The 23,335-nt window shown below is 62.6% G+C and carries 20 protein-coding genes; 16 read left to right on the top strand and 4 right to left on the bottom strand.

The window, feature by feature from the left end; translation table 11 throughout:
* Positions 1-43 precede the first annotated feature (43 nt).
* The 7 genes from PKKP23_RS30825 to PKKP23_RS30795 all read left to right on the top strand — a co-directional run bounded on the left by PKKP23_RS30825 (position 44) and on the right by PKKP23_RS30795 (position 9,523).
* Complete coding sequence (locus PKKP23_RS30825; protein ID WP_126879685.1) at positions 44-937, top strand: helix-turn-helix domain-containing protein; 894 nt, start codon at positions 44-46, stop codon at positions 935-937.
* Positions 938-1,003: 66 nt separating this feature from the next.
* Complete coding sequence (gene xylB, locus PKKP23_RS30820) at positions 1,004-2,473, top strand: xylulokinase (protein WP_126879684.1); 1,470 nt, start codon at positions 1,004-1,006, stop codon at positions 2,471-2,473.
* Positions 2,474-2,617: 144 nt separating this feature from the next.
* The gene (locus PKKP23_RS30815) at positions 2,618-3,991 is read left to right on the top strand and encodes an alpha/beta hydrolase family protein (protein WP_126879683.1); all 1,374 of its coding nucleotides are present in this window, start codon (positions 2,618-2,620) and stop codon (positions 3,989-3,991) included.
* A gap of 275 nt (positions 3,992-4,266) precedes the next feature.
* Positions 4,267-5,619 (top strand): MFS transporter, encoded by a 1,353-nt coding sequence (locus PKKP23_RS30810; protein ID WP_017777260.1) that lies wholly within the window; start codon positions 4,267-4,269, stop codon positions 5,617-5,619.
* 138 nt (positions 5,620-5,757) lie between these two features.
* Complete coding sequence (locus PKKP23_RS30805) at positions 5,758-6,543, top strand: IclR family transcriptional regulator (RefSeq protein WP_126879702.1); 786 nt, start codon at positions 5,758-5,760, stop codon at positions 6,541-6,543.
* 58 nt (positions 6,544-6,601) lie between these two features.
* Positions 6,602-8,326 (top strand): D-lactate dehydrogenase, encoded by a 1,725-nt coding sequence (gene dld / locus PKKP23_RS30800; RefSeq protein ID WP_126879682.1) that lies wholly within the window; start codon positions 6,602-6,604, stop codon positions 8,324-8,326.
* A gap of 18 nt (positions 8,327-8,344) precedes the next feature.
* Positions 8,345-9,523, top strand: a complete 1,179-nt coding sequence (locus PKKP23_RS30795) for a fumarylacetoacetate hydrolase family protein (RefSeq protein ID WP_126879681.1) — start codon at positions 8,345-8,347, stop codon at positions 9,521-9,523.
* Positions 9,524-9,544: 21 nt separating this feature from the next.
* On the opposite strand, the gene PKKP23_RS30790 is transcribed toward PKKP23_RS30795, so the two are convergent.
* From PKKP23_RS30790 to PKKP23_RS30780, 3 genes are all read right to left on the bottom strand, one after another.
* On the bottom strand, positions 9,545-10,966 hold the full coding sequence (locus tag PKKP23_RS30790; RefSeq protein ID WP_126879701.1) for a DHA2 family efflux MFS transporter permease subunit: 1,422 nt from the start codon (positions 10,964-10,966) through the stop codon (positions 9,545-9,547).
* A gap of 38 nt (positions 10,967-11,004) precedes the next feature.
* Positions 11,005-11,568, bottom strand: coding sequence for an isochorismatase family protein (locus PKKP23_RS30785; RefSeq protein WP_126879680.1), 564 nt, complete (start codon positions 11,566-11,568; stop codon positions 11,005-11,007).
* An 85-nt stretch (positions 11,569-11,653) separates the two neighbouring features.
* Complete coding sequence (locus PKKP23_RS30780) at positions 11,654-12,121, bottom strand: MarR family winged helix-turn-helix transcriptional regulator (RefSeq protein WP_126879679.1); 468 nt, start codon at positions 12,119-12,121, stop codon at positions 11,654-11,656.
* Between the two features lie 307 nt (positions 12,122-12,428).
* Between PKKP23_RS30780 and PKKP23_RS30775 the strand changes: the two genes are divergently transcribed.
* From PKKP23_RS30775 to PKKP23_RS30735, 9 genes are read left to right on the top strand one after another with little or no spacing between them, the layout of a single operon-like run.
* Positions 12,429-13,097, top strand: a complete 669-nt coding sequence (locus PKKP23_RS30775; protein ID WP_338120186.1) for a GntR family transcriptional regulator — start codon at positions 12,429-12,431, stop codon at positions 13,095-13,097.
* A gap of 30 nt (positions 13,098-13,127) precedes the next feature.
* Positions 13,128-13,934 carry an SDR family oxidoreductase gene (locus PKKP23_RS30770; RefSeq protein WP_126879677.1) on the top strand — a complete coding sequence of 269 codons (807 nt, stop codon included), beginning with the start codon at positions 13,128-13,130 and terminating at the stop codon, positions 13,932-13,934.
* Between the two features lie 20 nt (positions 13,935-13,954).
* Positions 13,955-14,887: a 3,5-dioxohexanoate:acetyl-CoA acetone transferase gene (gene kce / locus PKKP23_RS30765; RefSeq protein WP_126879676.1), complete on the top strand. Its 933-nt coding sequence runs from the start codon at positions 13,955-13,957 to the stop codon at positions 14,885-14,887.
* Between the two features lie 53 nt (positions 14,888-14,940).
* The gene (locus PKKP23_RS30760) at positions 14,941-15,687 is read left to right on the top strand and encodes an MBL fold metallo-hydrolase (protein ID WP_126879700.1); all 747 of its coding nucleotides are present in this window, start codon (positions 14,941-14,943) and stop codon (positions 15,685-15,687) included.
* A gap of 41 nt (positions 15,688-15,728) precedes the next feature.
* Entirely contained in the window at positions 15,729-16,868 is a 1,140-nt protein-coding gene (locus PKKP23_RS30755; RefSeq protein ID WP_126879675.1) for a sugar ABC transporter substrate-binding protein, read from the top strand.
* A 26-nt stretch (positions 16,869-16,894) separates the two neighbouring features.
* On the top strand, positions 16,895-18,412 hold the full coding sequence (locus PKKP23_RS30750; RefSeq protein WP_126879674.1) for a sugar ABC transporter ATP-binding protein: 1,518 nt from the start codon (positions 16,895-16,897) through the stop codon (positions 18,410-18,412).
* 10 nt (positions 18,413-18,422) lie between these two features.
* Positions 18,423-20,522 (top strand): ABC transporter permease subunit, encoded by a 2,100-nt coding sequence (locus PKKP23_RS30745; RefSeq protein ID WP_126879673.1) that lies wholly within the window; start codon positions 18,423-18,425, stop codon positions 20,520-20,522.
* A 30-nt stretch (positions 20,523-20,552) separates the two neighbouring features.
* On the top strand, positions 20,553-21,494 hold the full coding sequence (locus PKKP23_RS30740; protein WP_126879672.1) for a 3-hydroxyacyl-CoA dehydrogenase: 942 nt from the start codon (positions 20,553-20,555) through the stop codon (positions 21,492-21,494).
* Positions 21,495-21,521: 27 nt separating this feature from the next.
* Positions 21,522-22,424 carry an SMP-30/gluconolactonase/LRE family protein gene (locus tag PKKP23_RS30735; RefSeq protein WP_126879671.1) on the top strand — a complete coding sequence of 301 codons (903 nt, stop codon included), beginning with the start codon at positions 21,522-21,524 and terminating at the stop codon, positions 22,422-22,424.
* On the opposite strand, the gene PKKP23_RS30730 is transcribed toward PKKP23_RS30735, so the two are convergent.
* Positions 22,365-23,318 carry an MBL fold metallo-hydrolase gene (locus PKKP23_RS30730; RefSeq protein WP_126879670.1) on the bottom strand — a complete coding sequence of 318 codons (954 nt, stop codon included), beginning with the start codon at positions 23,316-23,318 and terminating at the stop codon, positions 22,365-22,367. The genes PKKP23_RS30735 and PKKP23_RS30730 overlap by 60 nt on opposite strands.
* Positions 23,319-23,335 lie beyond the last annotated feature (17 nt).

Genomic DNA, 23,335 nt, shown 5'->3' with positions numbered 1-23,335 from the left:
GCCAGGAGGAGCGCCGCGTAGCGACATGTGAAGGAGACGACGCATGAATCCGGATCTCGAACTCGTTCATACCCGGCAGGACGAATCGTTCCGTGCGTGGGTGCACGACTATCCGCACAGGGTCGCGAAATGGCATTTCCATCCGGAGTACGAGATTCACGTCATTCGCGAATCGTCGGGCAAGTGTTTCGTCGGCGACTATATCGGCGACTTCGCGCCGGGCAATCTCGTGTTGACGGGTCCGAACCTGCCGCACAACTGGGTGAGCGACGGCGGCAACGAGATAACCGTGCCGTCGCGTGACCTGGTGCTGCAGTTCTCTCGCGACGCGGTGCAACGCATGGTGTCGGCGTTCGCGGAACTGGGACCGGTGCTTGCGCTCATCGACGACGCCTCGCGTGGCATCCAGTTTCCCGATTGTCTCGGTCTTTCCATCGCGCCGCTGATCGAAGCGCTTTGCGATGCGCACGGCGCGCGCCGCGTGGCACTGCTCATGACGATTCTCGACGAACTCACACACTGCGCGGATAGGAAAGCGCTGGCGGGGCCGGCGTACGACGTCAACGCGCAGCGTTACATGTCGTCGACGATCAATCAGGTGCTCTCCTACATACGCCAGAACCTCGCGGGCAATCTGCGCGAGATCGACGTCGCAGAACTGTCCGGCATGAGCATCAGCACGTTCACGCGGTTTTTCAAGCGACATACCGGCTGCACCTTTGTGCAGTACCAGAACCGGCTGCGCCTGAACGAGGCGTGCGAGCTGCTCATGTGCACGAGCCTCGGCGTGACGGACATCTGCTACCGCGTGGGCTTCAACAACGTGTCGAATTTCAATCGGCAATTTCTGGCGCAGAAAGGCATACCGCCATCGAAGTTTCGCGCACTGCACCGGCTCAACGAACCGTCGGCGCACGCACAGAAAGCGGCAGCCTGAAAACGTCTCGCAACGCGTAGCGGGCAATCTCCGCTAACCCTGCCCGCCTTTCAACAGGATCGAACTTTGAGTTATATCGGCATTGATCTCGGTACTTCGGAAGTCAAAGCAGTTCTGACAGACGATTCCTCCAACGTCGTGGCGAGCGCCGGCATTGCACTGCGCGTCGATCGTCCTCATCCTCACTGGTCGGAGCAAAGCCCGCAGGACTGGTGGCAGGCCACCCTCGATGCCATCGATGCGATTCGCGCGGCACAGCCTCACGCATTTGCCCGGTTACGCGGTATCGGCCTTTCAGGGCAGATGCACGGTGCGACGCTGCTCGACCGCGGTGGAAACGTGCTGCGCCCCGCCATTCTCTGGAACGACACGCGTGCCTATGCAGAGTGTGTCGAACTGGAAACACTCGTGCCCGACTCGCGTGCGATTACGGGCAATCTGGCGATGCCCGGCTTCACTGCCCCCAAGCTGCTGTGGCTCTCGAAGTACGAGCCGGCCGTATTCGCCTCCGTGCAGAAAGTCCTGCTGCCGAAGGACTACGTTGCGTGGCGCTTGACGGGCGAGTTCGTCTCCGAGATGTCCGATGCGTCGGGCACCCTGTGGCTCGACGTCGGCAAACGGGACTGGTCCGAACGCATGCTGGAGGCCACGGGCCTGACACGGGAGAACATGCCGCGGCTCGTTGAAGGCAGCGAGCCGGGTGCGCCGTTGCGCGACGATTTGCGGCGTGAATGGGGGCTCAGCGAGCGCGTGACGGTGTGCGGCGGAGCGGGCGACAACGCAGCGAGTGCGATTGGCATTGGCGTGGCAAAGACAGGCGATGCGTTTCTTTCGCTCGGCACATCGGGCGTGCTGTTTGCGGCTACCGGCCGTTACGCGCCGAACCCCGCGCAGGCCGTGCACGCGTTCTGTCATTGCGTGCCGGGGCAATGGCATCAGATGAGCGTGATTCTTTCCGCCGCGGCAAGCCTGCACTGGTTGTCGCGCGTGCTGAAAACGAGCGTGCCCGAACTGGTCGAAATGGCACCCACGGCGGATGCGGCGACCGCACCGATCTTCCAGCCGTATCTCAATGGCGAGCGCACGCCGCATAACGCGGCCGACGCGAAGGGCGTGTTCTTCGGCATGACGGCGTCGCACAGTGCGGCGGATTTCGCCTATAGCGTGATGGAGGGTGTGGCGTTTGCGATGACCGACGGTTACGCGGCACTGCAAGGTGCCGGCACGGTGCTGGAGCGTGCATCGTTCATCGGCGGCGGCTCGCGCAGCGCAGTGTGGGGACGGCTCTGCGCAACGGCGCTCGGCTTTCCTCTCGATCTTCACGAAGGCAGCGAGGTGGGTGCGGCGCTGGGAGCGGGACGACTCGCGCGTCTTGCCTGCACAGGGGAGGCCCTTGACGCAGTATGCGTCGCGCCGCCAGTGGTCGAGCGATACGAACCGTCCCTGTCGACACGGGCGATGCTGGACGATCGGCTCGCGCGTTATCGGCGCCTGTACTACGCGTTAAAAGACGAATTTCGCGCTTCAACGAGGTAATCGATAAACGCCAACGTCCCGACGTCTTGAGATAGCTCAATATCGCCGCCGCAATTAACGACCAGGATTTTCCGGTTGCAGACCGAGGTGAGTATTGCCGCGGTCTGCTCTGAAGCGCCTTTCAGCTATCACGGAGTCTTCCACATGTCGTTTATTGCAAGCGTTCTGGCCGCTACGTCCAGAGACCGGGAGGTCAACGAGCCACGACGTACTCTGTTACGGGGTGCGGCCGCAGTAGCGGCAATCGCGCTAACCGACGCACCTGCGGTTGCGGCGGGCGGCGGTCATGCTGGCGCATCGGGTATCGACCGCTCATGCCGCGTCAGCGCCGGGCGGCTCGACGAACTCGTGGCGGCGGCTTATCCGCTTTTCAACAAGCCGGCCATCCTCCCCGCGTTCGATGCAAAAACGCATGGCGCGCGTTTCGATGTCGATCTGCATCGCGTGATCACCTTCACGGTGAATCCCGAAAGCGGAGAGAAGCTCAAGGTGAGCGGGCTTCTTGCGCTTCCCGTTGGGGCAAAGGGCGAGATTCCATTGGTGTCGTGGCAGCACGGCACGATTCTTTCGTTCGACCAGGTGCCGTCCAATCTCACGCTTCTCGCCGATGCCGACCGCCAACTGACCGATGCTGCGGACTCCCTGGAAACGCTCTTCAACGTGCACCGTTTCGCGGGGCAGGGCTATGCCGTCATCGCGGCCGATTATGTCGGCAAGGGCCCTTTTCGCGAGGGACATGGCGAAGCCTATGCGGTGAAAGACGTTACCGTTCGCACGTGTCTCGATATTCTCGCGGCCGGTCAGGCGGCCATGCGCAAGCTGGGCGTCACACCATCGAAGCTGTTTCTCCATGGCTGGTCGCAAGGCGCGGTCAATACGCAGTGGCTACATCAGGCATTGCGCAAACAGTCTCGGCCGATTGCGGCAACGGCTGTTGCGAGTCCTTTCAATGACCTGAATGAAGCATGGCGCTTCTGGGCGGGGGCGCAGACCTTCGCTTTGCCCCAAGGCGTGACGACCTATCCGGCGCTTCCGGACTGGATTTCTCTTTGCATGATCGTGACGCTGGGGAGCTACGAACTGCAGTACGGTTTGAAGGGTTTGATGAAAAGCACGGTGCGGCCTGAGTTTCACGAGTTCGCCACGAAGTTCTGGGCAGACTACAAGCTGGATTTCGATCAGTCGAAGCCCACGCCGACGGGTTCGAACCTGCTCGTCCCCGATTTTTTCGAACGCTTCACGGCAACGCAAAACAGCGCGTTCCTCCAGCATCTCGCGGCCAATCGCGCCACGTACTGGAATTACGATTGCCCCATCCGCTTCGAGTACGGTCTGGCCGACGAAGCGATTCACCCAGGCATGGTTTACCCGGCCCTGGCAGCGGGAGGACGGTTCGTGACCGGCGTTCCGGTTCAGGGCGGCAGCCATCGGGCGACCTTTCTCGCCGGTCTTTACGGCGACGGCGCGACGCTCGGCGGTTCGAACAACGTCGTAGCGTGGTTCGACAGCGTGCGCTGATACATCGGGTACGCGCTTCATCGGGAGGAACGGATACTGCTCGAGAGCCGTGGCCGGCGCGAGGCGGCGGCTCTAAGACGAACACGGCTTGTACAACCGCCTGGAAAATCCCTCAGTCTGTTGGACCTCGTTTGCGGGCGCTCTTACGATACGGCGGTCCAGGTTTCCGCCGTGCGCGGCTCCCGCGCCTGACCGCGAGACCGACATCAAAATGGGTCCGGCCCGTTGCCCGCAGCCGCGAGGCAGCGAGACGCCGGCCTGAAAAGGAGACATCGATGGAGCTCGAAGCACGCACCATGGCGCGCGTAACGGCACGGCTCGTCCCGTTCCTGATCGTTTGCTATTTCATCGCTTACCTTGATCGCGTCAACGTCGGTTTTGCGGCACTGCAGATGAACAAGGCGCTCGACCTGTCGTCGAGCGCTTTTGGTTTTGGGGCGGGCATTTTCTTCATCGCCTATTTCTTCTTCGAGGTTCCGTCGAATCTGTTGCTCGAACGCTTTGGTGCACGCCGCTGGATTGCGCGAATCATGTTCACGTGGGGCATTCTGGCCGGCGCGATGGCGTTCATTCCGCATCTCTCGCGCATGACGGGCATGTCGAACGCGCACGTGTTCTACACGCTGCGCATCCTGCTCGGCGTGGCGGAGGCCGGTTTCTTCCCGGGCATCATCTTTCTGCTGACGCTGTGGTTTCCCGCGAAGTACAGGGCGCGCGTGGTCGGCTACTTCATGGCGGCGATTCCGCTGTCCACCGTCATTGGCGGCCCGATCTCCGGTGCGCTGCTCTCGCTGGACGGCAAGAGCGGGCTTGCCGGATGGCAGTGGTTGTATCTGATCGAAGCGGCGCCCGCGCTGATTCTCTCCATTGGCGTGCTGCTTTATCTGACCGACAAGCCGGCCGACGCTCATTGGCTTACCGACGACGAACGTGCGTGGCTCGTCGCACGCCAGGCGCAGGAGCGCAGGCATCGCGAAGCCGTGCGTTCGTTCAGCGTGGTGGAGGCGCTCTTTAATCCGCGTATTCTCGCCATCGCGCTGATCTATTTCGGCGCGAACGCAACCAACTATGGCCTGAGCTTCTTCCTGCCGCAGATCATCAAGGCGTTCGGCCTCACGAATCTGCAGACCGGTTTCGTGACGTCGCTGCCGTATATCGTGGGCCTTGTGGCCATGCTTTACTGGGGCCGCCATTCGGACCGCAGCCTCGAACGCAAGCGGCATGTCGCGATTGCGCTGGTGATCGCGGCAGCGGGCATCGCGGCGGCGGCGGGGCTGGATAATCCGGTGCTGAAAATGATCGCGCTTTCTATTGCCGGCTTCGGCATCTTCGGGTGTCTGCCGATCATCTGGACGCTGCCCGCGGCGTTCCTGTCCGGCGCGGCTGCGGCAGGTGGCATCGCGGCAGTGAACTCGCTCGGCAATCTCGCCGGTTTCTTCGGCCCGTACGCGATGGGCTGGATCAAAGACGCGACGGGCGGTTTCGGCGCCGGGCTGCTTTGCCTTGCAGGCGCGGGTCTTGTCGGCGCGGCGGCTGCGCTGCTGCTGCATCACAACCGTGCGCTCGAAACGCTGGCCGAACCCGAACGGGGCGAGCCACAGGAAGGCGCCAAGGTCGCAAGGTCATGACGCTCCGCAGTCGTTGTTTGCCTGGCGTCGAGGTCTGCCGCCAGGCCCCGGTCGCGGGATGGGGAACACAAGGTGTAAGTGGTGTCCGACATAATTGCGAGGATTCCCATCGTGTTGGATAGCCCTCTTACACCCGCCATGCCGAAAGCCACTGCCGCCACCACCGGGGATGGGCCCTCGAGCGTGCCGTACGACGTGCCGGCGCTCAAGCGCATCGACGACATCCTCAAGGCGCTTGCCGGCGCGCCCCTGCCGATACGCACATCGAAGCTTGCGGAGATTACCGGGCTCTCGCGTAGCACGCTCTATTTGCTGCTCGACTCGATGGAGCGGCGGCAGTGGATCGAGAAGCGGGATGGGGGATACATCATCGGCGTCGCGCTGTTCGAGCTTGGCAGTGCTTATGTGAGGCATGACCGCTTGCAGGAGCTGTTCCGGCACGAGGCGGCCAAATTCGTTGCCGCGCATAACGAGGTCGTGCAGCTTGCCGTATTGGACGGTATCGAGGTGGTGTATATCGCACGCGAGGACGCTGCCCGCCCCGTGCGATTGGTCTCCGACCTGGGCGCCAGGTTGCCGGCGCATTGCTGTGCGCTCGGCAAGGCGCTGCTGGCGAGCCTGCCGGACGACGAACTGCGCAACATACTGCCCCAGCGACTGGATGCGCTCACGGCCCGCACGATCACCCGTCGTTCCGACCTGCTGGAAGCGCTGGCCGAAGTACGCGCCACAGGCATTGCCCGCGAACGCGAAGAAGTGACCGAGGGTCTTGCGTGTTTTGCGGCTTTCGTCGGCGTAACCGCATTGGGCAAACGCGTCGCACTGAGCACGAGTGTTCCGCTTGGGCGGTTGGACGAGCGCCTTGAAAAACGCATCGCAGTCCGGATTGTCGATATGGCGGACCGGATCGGCAAGGCGCTGTAATTGGGGGATTGCCGGTGGCGGCGTGCAATCGCAGGGCGAGCAACCACGAATCTGGACCATGCAGAATCTCGTAAACGAGTTCGAGACGATTGTCGGAAGACGGTTTGTATTGACCGGCGAGCTTGAAATGCGGCGCTTCACCAGAGGTTATCGCTACGGCTTGGGCGCGGCGCTGGCCGTCGTGCAGCCCGGCACCCTGGTCGAGATGTGGCGGGTGCTGAAAGCGTGTCATCGGGCGGGCTGCGTCATGATCTTCCAGGCGGCCAATACCGGGCTCACAGGCGGGTCGACGCCGCATGCCGATGGATATGATCGCCCTGTCGTCATCGTCAGCACCTTGCGCCTTCGCAGACTCGATCTGGTCAAGGAAGGCAGCCAGGTCATCGCACAGCCGGGCGTGACGCTGGACCAGTTGGAGAAGAGGCTGAAACCGATCCGGCGGGAACCGCATTCGGTGATTGGTTCCAGTTGTATTGGTGCGTCGGTTATCGGCGGGATATGCAACAACTCCGGCGGATCGCTGATTCGGCGCGGGCCGGCGTTCACTCAACTGTCGCTGTACGCGCAGATCACCGCAGCTGGAGAGCTGGAACTCGTCAATCATCTTGGCGTGCAGTTGGGCAGCACGCCCGAGCAAATTCTGGATCGCCTGGATCGAGGCCAGTTTTCGGAGGCGGACGTGGCGAGTCCGCCATCTATGCAGGCGTCGGACCATCAGTACTGCAATCACGTGCGCGACATTGCTGCGTCAAGCCCCGCCCGATTCAACGCCGACCCTCGCCGCTTGTTCGAAGCCTCGGGGTCGGCCGGGCGCATCGCGGTCTTTGCGGTGCGGCTCGACACATTTCCCGTCGATGAAAAGACACAGGTTTTCTATATAGGAACCAATGATCCGGACGAACTCGAGCAGGTGCGGCGCCATATTCTGCGCGAATTCGACAGTCTGCCCGTTGCGGGCGAGTACATGCATCGCGGCGCCTATGATGCCGCGAAGCGCTATGGCAAGGATCTTTTCCTGTTCATTCGCGCCTTCGGCACGCATCGCGTTCCCACGGCATTCAAGATCAAAAGTCTGGTGGATGGCTTGACCGAGAAGCTGGGCATCGGGTCGGCAATCAGCGATCGGCTGCTGCAAGCCTTTGCGACCGTGTGGCCCGAACATCTTCCCAGGCGGCTGAACGACTATCGGAACCGGTACGAGCATCACCTGCTGCTGAAGATGGGGGATGCGGGGATAGACGAAGCGCGCCGGTATCTGGCCACGCGGTTCCCTTCGCCACACGGCGACTATCTCGAATGCACTGCGGAGGAAGGTTCTTCCGCATTTCTGAACCGATTCGTGATCGGCGGCGCGATCGTGCGTTATCGGTCGATCCATGCGAAGACAGTCGAGGACATCGTCGCGCTCGATATTGCGTTGCCGCGAAATGCGCATGACTGGTTCGAGCGACTGCCGGCGGATATAGACGACAAGATCGAATTCAAGATGTACTGCGGCCATTTCTTCTGTCACGTACTCCATCAGGAATACCTGGTGAAGAAAGGCGAAAACTGCGACACGATCAAGGACGATATTCTCGCGCTACTCGACGAGCGGGGCGCAAAGTATCCGGCCGAGCACAACGTTGGCCACCTTTATGCCGCTGACGAATCGCTGCGTTCGTTCTACAGGACGCTGGACCCTACCAACTCATTCAACCCGGGCATTGGAAAGACGTCGAGACGCGTCAAATGGGGCGAGGCGGAAGAGGTCGTCAGCGATTCGAATGAATACGCTAAATAAACTGGAGGTAATTTCGAAATGACCCCGCAACCCGCAACCTCGTATTTGCCGGAGGACTTTCAGCAGGCTCTGCTGGTGGGCCGCGTGTGGCGAAGAGCCGGCCGGTACGAAGGGCCTTCTGTCGTGATCGTCCGAAATGGCGAGGTGGTGGACGTCACGGCGAGCGTGCCCACCACAGCCGACCTGTTCGACCGTGACGATCTCGTTCAGTTTGCGCGCACGGTAAAGGGCGAAGCGCTTGGCTCTGTCGTGAAGCTGATGGAAGCCATGCTCCGCGATGGAGAAGGCGCGGCCTTGCGATTGCTGGCGCCGAATGACGTGCAGGCCATCAAGGCATGCGGCGTCACGTTTGCCGTCAGCCTGATCGAACGCGTTATCGAGGAGCAGGCGGGCGGTGACCCAGGCAAGGCTAAAGAGGTTCGGGAGGCCATTACGGCAACCATCGGGACGGATCTTTCGAAAATCAAACCGGGATCGGATGCGGCCATGCGGCTCAAGGCCGAACTCGAGCGACGCGGTGCGTGGTCCCAGTACATGGAAGTGGGGATCGGGCACGATGCCGAAGTGTTTTCGAAGTCGCAGCCGATGTCCGCCGTCGGGTTCGGCGCGGAGATCGGACTGCTACCGGTGTCGAACTGGAATAACCCGGAGCCGGAGATCGTCCTCGCCGTGAACGGCCGTGGCGAGATTGTTGGCGCAACGCTCGGCAATGACGTCAATCTGCGCGACATCGAAGGCCGGTCTGCGTTGCTGCTCAGCAAATGCAAAGACAACAACGCGTCGTGCGCCATTGGGCCATTCATTCGTCTGTTCGACGAATCATTCGATCTCGACTCCGTTCGCAAAGCTCACGTGTCATTGCGCGTGGAAGGCGAGGATGACGGATTCGTGCTCGAAGGCGTGAGCCATATGAGCGAGATCAGCCGCGACCCGGCGGACCTCGTTGCCCAGACCTGCGGTCGCCATCATCAATATCCGGACGGCTTCGTGCTGTTTCTCGGCACCATGTTCGCTCCCACCGCCGATCGCGATAACGAAGGCGGTGGCTTCACGCATCACCTGGGCGACAGGGTGACCATCTCGGCAGCGCAACTGGGCTCGTTGATCAACACTGTGCAACTCAGCACGGAAATCACTCCGTGGACTTTCGGCGTGCGTGCGCTCTATCGCAACCTCGCATCGCGAGGGCTGCTTTAAAGGGCGGGGCGGGTTCGCACTTTAGTCGCACCCGCTCATCGTCGCTCTTCGTGGGAGGCCCGTCGCCGCGACGGCGGCGAGCCCGTGCAGGGCAGCGAGCAGCAGGAATGCAAGCGTCCACGCATTCGGACCCGCAGGACCAACACGCGCTTCCAGCATGCGATCGAGAAAGGCCGCGCATAGGGTGGTGAGCGCCGGACCTCCCAGGCGCTGAACGATGTTCAGCGTGGTGGCGGCCATTGGCAGATTGCGGGGCTCGACTGACGCATAGGCCGACGAAAGGACGGGAAGTCCCACCGCGCCTTGTCCCATCCCCCGAAGGAAGAGCGCCGCAACCAGGACAAGAACATCGAGTGGATGGTTCGCCAGCCAGGCAAGCACCAGCGTTGCGCAGACGGCGACGCTGGCGCCTCCCACAGCCACCGCGCGTTCACCAAAACGGGTTGTCGGGAATCCTAGCGAAGGAAACGTGATCATCATGCCAAGCCCGAGCGGGGCGAGCATCCATCCCATCGCGGCGGGAGAACGGCCGCACGCCTGAATCAGGAATAGCGGAATGAGCATTTGCCCTGCGAACAACACGCCGTTCGAGAGAAACTGCGCGGCTGATGCGACACGAAACACCTTGCTGCGGAACTGGCTCAGATCGATTAACGCGCGTGCGGCCCTGCGACTTTCGACGCGCAGGAATACGGCAAGCAGAAGGCCGCCCGCTATCAGCGCGACGAGGCCCGGGCGCTGAGCGATACGCTCGAACCCGAGCAGCACGAGCGCGAGGGCGGGCGACAGCAGAAGCAGTCCGACCCAGTCGAGTCCGCGCGGCGTGTGCTGTGGAATGTCGTCGGGCAGAAAGAGTTTCGCGAGCAATAGCGCGAGCAAGCCCACCGGCAGGTTCACGAGAAACAGCCAGCGCCACGAAGCGTAGTGCAGTATCGCGCCCGCAATCACAGGGCCCAGCAGCGGCCCGAGCAAAATGGGCAACGCGGCGTAGCCCGCGATGCGTGTGAACTGGTTTCCCGCAGCCCGTTTCATCATCATCTGCGCCATGGGTGCGAGCAGGCCGCCGCTCACGCCCTGCAGAATGCGAAAACCAATCAGCGAGTTCGCCGACCATGCGAAGCCGCAGAGCGCCGAACTTGCCGTGAATAACGAGAAGCACCAGAGATACACGGCTTTTCCGCCGATGCGCTCCACAAGCCAGCCATTCAACGGCAAGACCAGCGTGAGTGCGAGCAGATACGCGCTCGTGACCCACTGAATGGCCGGCAGCGTGGAGCCGAGATCCTTTGCCAGGCTGGAAAGCGAGACGTTCACGATGGTGGCGTCCAGCTGCGTGAGCAATGATCCGAGCACTGCGACTGCCGTGATTTTCCATATCGAAGGGGAGGGCGCTTGTACCGCGCGTTCCTCGCGCTGGAGAATTTGCCCGTTGTCGTCGGCCATGCGTTTCATCGAACTGTTTCCGCGCTCCGTTTTGCCTCTCAGGCGTGCTGCGTTTCCAGCAGCGCAATGATTTCCTGCGTCGTACCCGTTTCGCCCAATCGCGGAAAGATGCGCGACACGCTATTGGCGTGAGCGTCGGCGCTCATGTCCGTCATCGCGTCGATGGCAAGCGTGACGTTGAAGCCGAGCGCATAGGCCTCGCGCGCGGTCGACTCCACGCCGATGCTGGTCGCCACGCCGGCCAGAACGACTTGCGTCACACCCTCCGACTTCAGCCAGGACTCGAGGCTCGTGCCCATGAACGCGCCCCACGTGTGCTTGGTGACGAGATGATCCTGCGGCTGCTGCCCGAGAGCAGGCAGCAGCTCTGTCCAGTCCGGAGCAAGCGGCAGGGCGCCGCGTGATTGTTCCGTGCGCCCCGCAGCGCCGCCAGCAACGTTGACCAGCACGACGGGCAGAGCCCGCTCGCGAAAGGCCGCGGCAAGCAAGCCGGCTTTCTGCGTCACGACTTCAATCGGGGCGGCGGCAGGGAGTGCTGCTATGCCTTTCTGAAGGTCCACGATGATCAGGGCCGTGCGCGGGTCGAGGGTGGTTGCGCTCATGTTAGTGATCCTAAATGGTTGCAGGGATAAGACGCGTGTTTCATCAGCGACTCACCGCAGGACGTACTGCCCGCGGCGCGTTGCGTCAGGACGAGCCGAGCCGCTTGAGAAGCGGAATAGCAGCGGCCAGAGTCTGAAGCTCCGTCTGATCGAATTTCGACAGCGCGTCGACCAGCCATTCGCGCTTGGCTGCGGTGCGCTGCCGTCGCTCTTCAAGGCCCTTCGGCGTCAGCGCGAACAGGATCTGGCGGCCGTCCGTGGGATGTGGCTGGCGCTCCACGCAGGCTTCTTCTTCGAGGCTCGCCAGAATCGATTTCATCGACTGCGGTTTCATCGATTCGGCGCGCGCAAGATCGGCAGTCGTCATGGGGCCACCGTGTTCCAGCCGTGCGAGCGCGCTCGATTGGGACAGGCTGAGTTCGCCCGGATTACCCACGGAGCGAAGCCTTCGCACGATTTGGCCGATTGCAGGCGTCAGTTCGGCGATAACGGCTTCGAGCGATGCGTTAGGGGCACCTGACAAAGACCCCGAGGAGATGCGTGAACTGGTCATGGCCGCAGCATAGGTTAAGACAGTTTAACTTGCAAGTTAAACTGTCTAGTTTGTTTGGGGCCTCGTGAAACCCTAATGTGGCCCATGACGCCCGAGGCGCTCGTACCTCGCGTTTTCCCCTAGCGATTCCCGGTTGACTCCTCATGCAGGGCGAATCAAACTTGGCTCAAGAGATCTGTGATCACAGGTCACAGAGGCGCCAGAAACGTGAAAGCGTGGCCGTAGCTGGATGAAAGAACGGAGGTTGAAGGTGGCAACCCGCACGTCAACGGATTTACCCGAACTCGAACTGGTCGCGCGCGAAACCATGGCGGGCCGCGTCTACGCCCAGTTGAGGGAAGCGATCATGACCGGCCGCTTCGCGCCGGGCCAGTTGCTGAGCCTGCGCAGCGTGGCCGAAGCCGTGGGCTCGTCCACGATGCCCGTACGTGCCGCGCTCACGCGGCTGCAAGCCGAAGGCGCGTTGATCGACGGTCCGGGCCGCGCGCTGATGGTGCCGCCCATGACGCTTGAATTGCTCGACGAGTTGCGCGACGTGCGTATCGCGCTTGAAGGCACCGTCGCTAAACGAGCCGCGGCGCGCATGTCGCGCGAGCATCTCGAAGCATTACAGGCCGTGTTCGACACGATGGACGCACACGTCGAAGCTGGCGACGTGCCGGCCTATCTGCGCAGTAATTTCCAGTTCCATATCGCGATTTACACGCACGGTGCGAGCGACCTCACGCTCGCCACGATCCAGAACCTCTGGATGCGTATCGGCCCTTTCCTCAATCTCGTCGCGCCCGACATTCCCCACATGCGCCGCTCCATGGTGGCGCATCGCCACATCGTCGAAGCGCTCTGGCGCGGCGACGGTGATGGCGCACGCGCAGGCATCGAGGAAGACATCGGCGACGCCGCCGCGGACCTGCAGGAGCGATTGCAGGCCGCGGAGCCGAGCAAGGCAGACAGCGGCGACCGGGCCACCGCCTGAAGCTGACGCACAAGAAAACGGAGAAAGGCAATGACGGTTCTGCAGATGCTGAAACCGCACGCGGGCTTGCGCGTGCTCATTACAGGCGGCGCATCGGGCATTGGGCTCGTAATCGCGCGGGCCTTCGTTGAAACGGGTGCGCGCGTGCATGTCTGCGATGCGAGCGCCGATGCGATCGATGCGCTTGCCCAGTCGCAAGCCAACGCTGACTCTAGCCGCATTAGTGCAACGCTCGCGGACGTATCCGATCGCGATGCCGTCGAGCGCGTGTTTGCCGACGTGCAGAAAGAACTGGGCGGACTCGACGTGCTCGTCAACAACGCGGGCATTGCAGGTCCAACAGGCGGCATCGACGAATTCGACGTGAAAGAGTGGGAAACCACGATCGACGTCAATCTCAATGCGCAGTTCTATTTCGCGCGCCGCGCGGTGCCGCTGCTGCGCAATGCGCAAAACGGCGGAACGATCATCGCGCTCTCGTCGGTGGCGGGCCGGCTCGGCTACGCGTTTCGCACGCCGTATTCGGCGACCAAGTGGGCCGTGGTCGGACTCACGAAGAGCCTTGCAATCGAACTGGGCCCATCGAACATTCGCGTCAATGCAATTCAACCGGGCATCGTGAAAGGCCCGCGCATCGAGCGCGTAATCGCCGCACGTGCGGCGCAATTGAATCTCTCTTACGAAGAGATGGAGAAGCAATACCTCGAGAAGATTTCGCTGCGCCGTATGACGACGCCGGAGGAAGTGGCCGCCACCGCGCTCTTCCTCTGTTCGCCGGCGGGCAGCGGTATCTCGGGGCAGGCCATCTCCGTCTGCGGCAATGTCGAAGTGCTCTGAGAACAGCGAGGACCGAACACATGGCAACGAAACGCAAGGTCATCATCACGTGTGCACCGACGGGCGCGATCCACACGCCGTCGATGTCGCCTTATCTTCCCGTCACCCCGCAGCAGATCGGCGACGCGGCGCTGGCCGCCGCGAAGGAAGGTGCCGCGATTCTGCATCTGCATGCGCGCGATCCGGATGACGGCCATCCCACGCAAGACCCTGCTGTATTTCAGGCCTTCCTGCCGCGCATCAAGGCGGAAACGGACGCCGTCATCAACATCACGACGGGCGGCAGCCCGCATATGACGGTAGCCGAGCGTCTCAAGCCCGCGCATCACTTCAAGCCCGAAGTGGCGTCGCTCAACATGGGGTCGATGAACTTCGGCCTTTATCCGATGCTGGAGCGTTTCAAGGACCTCAAGTACGACTGGGAGCGCAAACATCTGGAAAACAGCCGCGATCTCGTATTCAAGAACACTTTCGCGGACATCGAATACATCCTCACGTCGTGCAGTGCGAACGGCACGCGCTTCGAGTACGAGTGCTACGACATCTCGCATCTCTACAACCTCGCGCATTTCGTGGATCGCGGGCTCGCGAAACCGCCGTTCTTCGTGCAAAGCGTGTTCGGTCTACTGGGAGGCATCGGGCCGCATCCCGAAGACCTCGCGCACATGAGGCGCACCGCCGACCGTCTGTTTGGGAACGACTACGTGTGGTCCATTCTGGGCGCAGGCCGCAATCAGATTCCGCTGGGTTCGATCGGCGTTGCGCAGGGATCGAACGTGCGCGTCGGGCTGGAAGACTCGCTGTGGCTCGGACCGGGCAAGCTTGCCGAATCGAGTGCCGCGCAGGTCCGCAAGATCCGTCAGGTGATCGAAGGGCTTTCGCTCGACGTCGCGACGCCCGCAGAGGCACGCGAAATGTTGCAACTCAAGGGCGCAGCACAAACCAACTTCTGACACGCGGAGGCATCGTGAACGGCAGTGCGCGCAGCAAACTGAAAGTGGTCGCGATGCCGACGGGCTGGCTTACCGTGGACCGCTCGTCGCAGGTCTATGGCCGTTACTTCGGGCAACAGATGAAGGTGCCCGTGTGGTCCACGGCGATCGTCGGGGCGCAGAAAAAGATCGTGGTGGATACCGGCATTCACGACCCGGGCTGGGTCTCGAACTTCGTATGTCCCTGCGATCAGGCACCGGAGGAGAAGCTGGAGCGCGCGCTGAAGGAATACGTTGGCTGGCGCGCGGACGAGGTCGATATCGTCATCAACACGCATCTGCATTACGACCACTCGGGCGGCAACACGCTCTTTCGCAATGCGCGTTTCGTGGTGCAGGAAAAGGAGTGGGACTACGCCTGTCACCCGCTGCCCACACAGGCAACGTATTACCAGGAATTCCTGATTGGCCGCGAGCCGCTCGCGTATTTCCGCTGGCACTTCGTGAACGGTGTGACCGACATCGTGCCCGGCGTGCGTGTAGTACCCACGCCAGGACACACGCCAGGCCATCAGTCTGTTGCGGTCGATACGGAAGACGGTGTCGTGCTGATTGCGGGCGATTGCGCGAACTGCATGGAAAACATCGTCGACCTCGTGCCGGTAGGCATCGTGCACGAAACGCTGGCGGAGATGAACACGCTTGCGCGTATCCGGCAGATCGCGGACTTCGTCATACCCGGGCACGACCCCAACGTCTTGCCCGGTAGCGCGGGAATCGTATTGCCGGCGAACGCTCGCCTGCCGCACGTCGCGAAGTAAAAGCGCAGTCACACATCAATAAAGAAGCATCGGAGGAAGACATGAAAGCATTGACGCACAGCATCCGTCATGCGGGCCGGGTTGCATTCAGCCTCGCACTCGGCCTCGCATTCACCGCCGCGCTCGCCGTTTCGGGTCCTGCCGTGGCGGCCGGCAAATACAAGGTGTTCCTGTCGATGAGCTATGTGGGCAACGACTGGCAGACCGAGGCCGCGAACATGGTCAAGGCAATGGCCAATACGCCCGCGCTCAAGGACAAGGTGGATCTCGAAGTACAGGTGGCGGGCACGGACGCACAGAAACAGATCCAGCAGATCAACTCGATGGTGCAGGCGGGCGCGAAGGCCATCATCATCTACCCGATCTCGCCCACGGCGCTCAATCGCGCCATCAAGAACGCGTGCTCGAAGGGTGTGGTGGTGGCCGCCTACGACGGTGAAGTCACCGAACCGTGCGCGCACAACGTCACCATCGACCAGCACCAGGCCGGCACCGTTACCGCCGAATGGCTCGCGAAGACGATCAACGGCAAAGGCAATGTCGTGATGATTACGGGCGTGCCGGGCACCTCCGTGGACCGCGCCCGCACCGAAGCCGCCAAGGCCGTGTTCGCGAAATACCCCGGCATCAAGGTGATTGCGGAAGGCACTGGCATGTGGAGCCAGGCCACCGCGAAGACCGAACTCTCGAAGATTCTCGCAACCCATAGCTGGGACAAGATCGACGGCCTGTGGATGCAGGTGGGCTGCTTCACGGCGGCATCGATGCAACTGGACGCGGGCATTGCCGACGACAAGATCAAGCCGTGCGCGGGCGAATCGTCAAACGGACACCGCGTGCAGATGCTGCCGCCGGGCACCGTGAAGGGTGAGGGCGCCTATCGTGCCATCGGCTATCGCTCCATCTCGTACGGTGCGCCGCCGTATTCGGGCGCGATGGCGCTCAAGCTCGCCGTGCAAAAACTGGAAGGCAAAGACTTTCCGCCGCATGTCACGTTGAAACTGCCGCTCGTGCAGACCGCAGACTCGAAGCTCTGCAAGACCGGCAGCATCGACGAACTGAAGGCGGGCTGTACGGCGTTCCCGCCCGACAAGGTGCCCCCGGGCTGGTTCGCGGACATCTATTCCGACGACACGAAGGAAGTGGGCTTCAATGCGGCGCTGACCGGCAACCAGGACTGACTGCGGCACAACGAGGAGGTGATTCGATGACATCGCTTGCGATCGATATCGAGAAGGTCACCAAGCGCTTCGGCGCGACGGTTGCGCTGGACGGCGCATCGTTTCAAGTGAAGCGCGGCGCCGTGCATGCGCTGCTCGGCGAGAACGGCGCGGGCAAGTCCACCACGGTCAAGCTGCTTTCGGGGCTCATGCAGCCCGATGCGGGGAGCATCCGCGTGATGGGCAGCGAGGTCGCGATGCGCGGGCCGAAAGACGCGCATCGCGCCGGCGTGCAGACGGCGTTTCAGGAAATGACGCTGGTGCGCGATCTCACGGTTGCGCAGAACCTGCTCATGTCGTACGAGCCTACGGGCTTTCTGGGGCGAATCAGAAAGCGCGAGGCGCAGCGTAAAGCGGCTGAATGGCTCGATCGTCTCGAACTCGCGGACGTGCGGCCTGGCGCCTACATTCGCGACCTTTCTCTGCCCGTTCGGCAGAAGATCGAAATCGCGAAGGCGATGGTGCGCGCGCCGCAAGTGCTGCTGCTCGACGAGCCGACCTCCGCGCTTTCCGGCCGCGACGTCGCCTGGCTTGCGAGGCGCATCGACGAACTGAAGGAACGCGGCGTGACCTTCGTGTTTATCTCGCACCGCATGCAGGAAGTGCGCGAGTTCTGCGACAGCCTCACGGTGTATCGCAACGGGCGCGACGTGGGCGCATTCGATACGGCCGACATATCGGATGACGAAGTGATTCGCCTCGTGATTGGCCGCTCGATGGAAGCGAAGTATCCGCCGAAGGTTGCGCCGCCCGCGCAGGCGCAAGGTGCAGCGCAGGTGCCGGCCATCGAGGCCCGAAGCGTCCGCGTGGATAGCGTCGTCGAAGATTTCGATCTTGCGCTCATGCCCGGCGAGGTGCACGGCATTGCCGCGCTGCAGGGCATGGGCCAGCGCGAGCTGTTCGAGGCGCTCTTCGGTGCGACCTATATCGACGACGGCGAGATTCGCATCGACGGCCGGCCGGTCACGCTGACCTCCACGGCGGATTCGCTGAAGGCCGGCGTATCCACGAGCTTCCTGCCCGAAGACCGCAAGACCGAAGGGCTCTTCCTGCGCCTGCCCGGCGGCGAGAACGTGTCGCTGCCGGTGATAGGACGCTACTCGCGTTTCGGGCTGATCGACCGCAAGCGCGAGCAGGCCGCGATCCGCCGTTCGCTCGCGCAGATGGAAGTGAATCCGCGCGCACTCTACAAACCGTGTCTGTCGTTCTCGGGCGGCAATCAGCAGAAGATCGCGATGGCCAAGTGGCTGCTCACGCAAAGCCGCGTCTGGTTGATGTTCGACCCGACGCGCGGCATCGACGTGGGCACCAAGCATCAGATCTTCGTGCTGATGCGCGCCTTCGCGGCGGCGGGCGGCGCGGTGCTGTTCTATTCGACCGATGTGCCCGAACTCGTCAACGTGTGCGATCGCGTTTCGGTGATGTACCGCGGCCGCAATGTCGGCGAACTATCGGGCGATGCGCTCACCGAAGAGAACGTGATGCGCAAGATGCTTTCCAGCTGAGAGGTTGCTCATGAAAATTGCCATTGCGTCGCCCGACAGCGAGATCGTCCGCCCCGGTGCGCGCGTGGGATGGGGCGCGCGCCTCGATCATCATCGCGGGCTCATCATCGCCATCAGCGCGCTCGTGTTGATGCTCGTGGCGTGGGTCGCGTTATCCGCCACGCCGGTCGGATTCTATGACGTCGGCTCGGTCATTTCGAGTGCGTCCACGCTGGCGCTCGCGGCTATCGGGCAGACCATCGTTGTGCTCTCGGGCGGTTTCGATCTGTCGGCGTCCGCTGTCGTATCGCTCGCCAACGTGCTTGCCGTGCGCTTCGTGCAGGGTTCTCCCGTGGAGCAATGGGGCGGCGCGGCGCTGATCCTCGCGATTGGCGGCGGCATCGGGCTCATGAACGGTGCGCTGATTGCGTGGTTCCGTCTGCAATCCATCGTCGTTACGCTCGCCACCATGTTCATGGTGCAAGGCCTCACGCTGCTCATCCAGAACAAGCCCGGCGGCAGCGTGGGCGATCAGTTCGGCGCCGTGCTCACGGCAGATCTGATTCCCGAGAAGGTGCCGATGTCCGCCGGCGTGTTGATCGTCGCGCTGCTTGTCTGGGCGTTCATCAAGAGCACACGGTTGGGCGTGGGCATCTATGCGCTGGGCAGCGACCCCGACAGCGCCTACGCGAACGGCATGCCGGTCACGCGGTATCGCATTGCGACCTATGCGCTCGCAGGCATGTTCTACGCGGCGGCTGGCCTCTATGTGTCGGCGCAAACGGGTTCTGCCGATCCGCTCGTTGGCCGTCCTCTGCTGCTTTCCATGTTCACGGCTGTCGTGCTGGGAGGCACGCTGTTGGGCGGTGGCCGTGGCGGTTGCGTGGGCACTGTATTTGCCGCCATGACGCTGATGATCACCGTGAACATCCTGCTGGTTCTGAACGTGTCGGCATTCTTCACGACGATCGCCGAAGCGGTGATCCTGATTCTTGCGGTGCTGGGCTCGTCCATTGGCAAACAGTCGGCCGCGCACGAATGCGCGCGTCACGCGGCGCAGTGGCTCAAGGCGGTGCGAACCGGCACGCGTGCGCGAAACGACAGGAACGCGCGGCGTGTGTCGTTCGAAGTGAGCGACTTCCGTCCTGTCGAAAACACTGAATTGAAAGGCCGGGTGATCGGCGACTGGATCGAGCGCAATCGCGAGTGGACCAGGTACGTCGTGCCGGCATATCTGCTCTTCTTCGCCGTGGTGGTCATCACAGGCTTCGTGTATGGGCCGCGCGTGCTTGTCAGCGCGAACTTTTACAGCAGCCTGCTCACGCTGACGCTGTTTCTTGCGATTCTCGGGCTGGGCCAGGGCGCGGTCATTCTCACAGGCGGACTCGATCTCTCCATGCCGTGGCTCATTACGCTATCCGGTGTGTTGTTGACGGGGCTCACGCATGGCCTCAACGAAGCGGCGGTGTGGGCCGTTCCGATCGTGCTCTGCGTGGGATTGCTCGTCGGCGTGTTCAATGGCGTGGGCGTAGTGATGCTCGGCTTGCCGCCCATCGTGGTGACGCTCGCCGCCAATGGTCTGTTGCAGGGCCTCACGCTCATCTACTGCAACGGGTCGCCACAAGGCTGGTCGCCTCCGGCGATCAGCGAATTCGCGAACGGCAAACTGGGTCCGCTTTCGCTTGCGGCGTGGAGCGTGCCGGTGTTTCTCGTTATCGCGCTGCTCTTGCTGCATCGCACGCCGTTTGGGCGCCGCGTGTACGCGGTGGGCAATTCGCCGATTGCCGCGAAGCTTTCGGGCGTGCGTGTGGGCACGACGCTAATCGCGGTTTATTGTCTTTCGGGTCTCTGCTCGGCGCTCGTCGGGTTGCTGCTGGCGGGCTTCAGCTCGCAGGCGTTCCTCGGCATGGGTGACCCGTATCTGCTGCCTTCCATCGCCGTGGTGGTGGTGGGCGGCGCGCTCATCACGGGCGGGCGCGGACACTATCTCGGCGTATTCGGCGGCGCGCTTCTGTTGACCGCGCTTGGCACGCTGCTCGCGGGCACCACCGTACCGCCCGCGGTGAGAGACATCATCAACGGGCTCGTCGTGCTGGCGGCGGTTATCACGTTGCGCGACAAGCGCGCCTGATCGTTGCAACCCATAGCGAGGACAAAGCGTATGCAAGCAAGAACAATCGCGGTGATCGGGGCAGGGCGCATCGGGCGCGCGTGGGCCATCGTGTTCGCGCGCAGCGGCTTCGAGGTGCGCATTTACGATGCCGACGCCGGCATGCTGGCGGGCGCGATTCCCGCAATCCGCGAGAGCGTGCAGGACCTGGCCTCGTTCGGTCTTATCGATGAGCCGGTGGAGACTGTCGTGTCGCGCATCGGTGCGCGCTCAACGCTTACCGAAACAGTCGCGCAAGCGGAACTCGTGCAGGAGAACATCGCGGAAGTGGTGGAAGTGAAGCGCGCGATGTTCATCGAACTCGATCGGCTCACGAAGCCCGATGCCTTGCTGGCAAGTTCCACGTCGGGGCTGCCTGCGTCCACCTTTACGGAAGGGCTGCAAGGCCGTGCGCGATGCCTCGTGGCACACCCTGTGAACCCGCCGTCGCTCGTGCCGCTTGTGGAGCTGTGCGGCGCGCCGTGGACCACGCCGGCAGCTTTGGAACGCGCGCGAGCCCTTTACGAGGAAGCGGGGCAGAAGCCCGTAACAGTCAATCGAGAGATCTCGGGGTTTTTGCTGAACCGGTTGCAAGGTGCCGTGCTGGACGAAGCGTTGAGCCTCTATGAACAGGGCTATGCGAGCGCGGCCGATCTGGACACCGTGATGCGCGACGGCCTCGCCATGCGCTGGTCGTTCATGGGCCCGTTCGAAACCATCGATCTGAATGCGCCGGGCGGCGTGGCCGATTACGCCGCACGATATGGCGGCACGTATCGCAGCATCGCGGCAACGCGCGTGCCGTTCACGTGGTCTGCCGAGACGCTCGGCAAGCTCGATGAAGCGCGGCGCGCCATGCTGCCACGCGATCGCATCGAAGCACGCAGCCGCTGGCGCGATCGGCGTTTGATGGCGCTGCTCGCGCATCGACGATCGCTGGAAGACGAGGACTGACCCACCCGAAGCCGGAAGGAGACGACGATGCCCGAAGTACGCTTGCTCGTGGATGCCAACAACCACCTGGGCGAAGGTCCGCTGTGGGACGTGCAGGAAGAGCGGCTCTACTGGATCGACAGCACCGCTGCGGAGATATACAGTTGCCGCGCCGACGGCGCCGACGTGAAGCGCTATTTCGTGCCGCGCCATATTGGTTCGATGGCGCTGCGCGAGCAGGGCGGCGCGGTGGTGGCGCTCGCGAACGGCCTGCATTTCTACGACTTCGACGCGCAGACGGTGGAGTTCATCGCAGACCCCGAAGCCGACGACCCCGAGACGCGTTTCAACGACGGCAAGGTGGACCGCCGCGGCCGCTTTATCGCAGGCACCATGTCCTACGATTTCGACCGCTACGATGCGGATCGCGGCCAGCGGTCCACCCGCAGCGGCGGGTTGTACCGGCTCGATGCCGATGGCAAGCTCGCGCGTCTCGACAGCGGCATCAGCTGCTCGAATGGGCCCTGCTGGAGTCCCGACAATCGCACGCTCTATTTCACGGACACGTACAGCAAGGAAATGTACGCGTACGACTACGACATCGAGACGGGCGCGGCAAACAACCGCCGGCTGTTCGCCTCGGCGCACAACATGGCGGGCACCTTCGATGGCGCAACCGTGGATGAAGAGGGCTACGTGTGGTCAGCACTCGTATTCGGCGGGCGCATTGTGCGGTTCGCGCCTGACGGTACGCTCGATCGCATCGTGCCATTCCCCGTGCGTAATCTGACGAGCGTGATGTTCGGCGGCCCGAATCTCGACACGCTTTACGTCACGACGATGGGCCGCCCGATGTGGGGTATTCCACAGAAGGAACGCGACAAAGGCGGGCTATTCGCAGTGACGGGACTGGGCGTGCGCGGACTGCCCGAGCCGCGGTTTGCCGGATGATTCGGATGCCTCAGTGAGATAGCGCCATTCGAAGCCTTCGCGTCCCTCGCGCACCGTGCCGGCCGATGTTTCCGGGAAATGCGCAGCGAACACGGTTGCGCCTGTTTTCGCGGCATGCGCGAGCAGCCATTGCCGCGATGCGCGCGCCTGCTCCTGATCGAGGCAAAACGTGGAGTTCCACTGCGGCCGATAAACCTGCAGTGGGCTGTGCATGACGTCGCCGGAGAACAGCGCGGTTTCTCCTTGCGATCGGATTTCGATGGCTATGTGCCCGACGCTGTGCCCCGGCGTCGGCAGAAAGCGGATGCCGTCGATTATTTCTTCGCCTGCGTCGGGCACCGCACGAGTCTGATTCGCTTCGATAAGGGGCAGTACGCTGTCCTCGAATACCATGCGCCGGGACTCGCCCTGAGGCGTCGAAAAGTAGTCGCGCTCTCGCTCGCCGAACACGTACGTCGCGTTCGGAAAGAAGGGTAGCCAGCGGTCGTCACACCAATGGGTGTTCCACCCCACATGATCGACGTGCAGATGGGTGAGCAACACATAGTCGATTTGCTCGGGACGAAGCCCGGCCGCTTCCAGGCGTGCCGGCACGGGATGATCGAGACGGTCGAACAGCGCGCTGAACGGCCGCGACTTTCCGTTGCCGATCCCCGTATCCACCACGACAGTCAGATCACCCGTTTCGACCACCCATAGATGCGTTCTGAGCGGAATGCGTCGATTCGTGAGGTCCAGGCTCGTCGTTGCGAAATGGACTTCGAGGGCGTGGCCGCTCTCGTCGTTCCAGTCGGGAAACAGGATGTCGGGTGCGAGTGCGAATTCGGTCTCGTCCACGCGGGTAATGGTCGCGCCGCCTACACGCCAGCGCCAACTGAGGGAAATGTCTTTCATAGCCGTTCTTGCGTCCA

The sequence above is a fragment of the Paraburkholderia kururiensis JCM 10599 = LMG 19447 genome (assembly GCF_003986935.1).
GTDB lineage: Bacteria > Pseudomonadota > Gammaproteobacteria > Burkholderiales > Burkholderiaceae > Paraburkholderia > Paraburkholderia kururiensis.
This window is presented reverse-complemented; position numbering and strand designations above follow the sequence as displayed.